This is a genomic window from Kitasatospora saccharophila (assembly GCF_039529925.1).
Classification (GTDB): Bacteria; Actinomycetota; Actinomycetes; order Streptomycetales; family Streptomycetaceae; genus Kitasatospora; species Kitasatospora saccharophila.
Genome location: NZ_BAAANS010000152.1, coordinates 1 through 1,503 on the forward strand (window position 1 = coordinate 1; position 1,503 = coordinate 1,503).

1 protein-coding gene is annotated in these 1,503 nt (G+C 69.3%); it reads left to right on the forward strand.

Going from position 1 to position 1,503, the window contains the following annotated elements:
- Positions 1-213 precede the first annotated feature (213 nt).
- Positions 214-1,449, forward strand: a complete 1,236-nt coding sequence (locus ABD345_RS39905; RefSeq protein WP_344559735.1) for an IS110 family RNA-guided transposase — start codon at positions 214-216, stop codon at positions 1,447-1,449.
- Positions 1,450-1,503: the final 54 nt, after the last annotated feature.

The following is a 1,503-nucleotide window of genomic DNA, read 5'->3' on the forward strand; positions in this document are numbered from 1 at the left end:
TCCATACCTTTCTTCGTGGGTTCGTTCGGATCATTCGTAAGATCGGGACACCCGGGGGCGTCCGGTGTGGCTGTCATGTGGTCGCCGCAGTCGTGGCTGAAGGAGATTGGCCGCTGGCGCCCCGCGACGACTCGGCCGCTGATTGGGATGCGCGGAACTTGATCGCTCGTATGGACACGTCGGCGAGGTCGTCTGCTGGGACCGTGAACACGCATGCCGAGCGAGGAGGACCTGGTGCCCGAACTGTGGGCGGGGACGGACGCGGGCAAGGGCGAGCACCACTGCACCGCCATCGACGCGGACGGAAAAACGGTGCTCTCCCGCCGGGTGCCGAACAACGAGACCGAACTGCTGGAACTGCTCGGCGACGTCCTGGGACTGGCCGACGGTGACCGGGTCACTTGGGCGGTGGACCTGAACGCGGGCGGGGCCGCGCTGTGGATCGCGCTCCTGGTCGCCCACGGCCAACAGCTCCTCTACATCCCCGGCCGGACCGTGCACCACGCCTCGGCCGCCTACCGCGGCAGCGGGAAAACCGACGCGAAGGACGCCTTCGTCATCGCCGACACCGCCCGCATGCGCCGCGACCTGCAGCCGCTTCAGGAAACCGCCGAGATCGCGGTGGACCTGCGCATCCTGACCGCGCGCCGCATGGACCTGTCGGCCGACCGGACCCGGGCGATCAACCGGCTCCGCGCGCAGATGCTGGAGTACTTCCCCGCCCTGGAGCGGGCCTTCGACTACAGCACCTCCAAGAGCGCCCTCGTCCTGCTGACGGGCTACCAGACGCCCGCCGCACTGCGGCGCATCGGCCGGGCCCGGCTGGCGACCTGGCTGAAGAACCACGGCGTGCGCACCGCCCCCGCCGCGAAGAACACCGCGGACGCGGCGCTCACCGCTGCCGAGGCCCAGTTCACCGCCGTCCCCGGGGAGAAGACCTGCGCGAAGATGGTCCACACCCTGGCCAGGGAGGTGATGTCCCTCGACCAGGAGATCGCCGAGCTCGAAGCCCTGATCGAGGGCCGGTTTCGCGAGCATCCCGACGCCGAGGTGATCACCAGCATGCCCGGTATCGGCGACATGCTCGGCGCCGAGTTCATCGCCGCCACCGGCGGCGACATGACCGCCTTCGGCACCCCCGACCGCCTCGCCGGAGTGGCCGGCCTCGCACCCGTCCCCCGCGACTCCGGAAAGATCAGCGGAAACCTGAGACGGCCTCGCCGCTACAGCCGCCGCCTCCTGCGCATGTTCTACCTCTCCGCCCAGGTCGCCTCGATCTGCTGCCCGGTCTCGAAAGCCTTCTACCAGCGCAAACGCACCGAGGGGAAGACCCACAAGCAAGCCGTCCTGGCCCTGGCCAGGCGCCGCCTGAACGTGCTCTGGGCCCTCATACGCGACCACCGCACCTTCCAGGCAGTCACACCGAGCCCGGCCGCCGCAGCGGCATGACCCGATCACTGGGCGTCACCACCCCGGCTTGACAATGCCATTGGGAATCTCCTT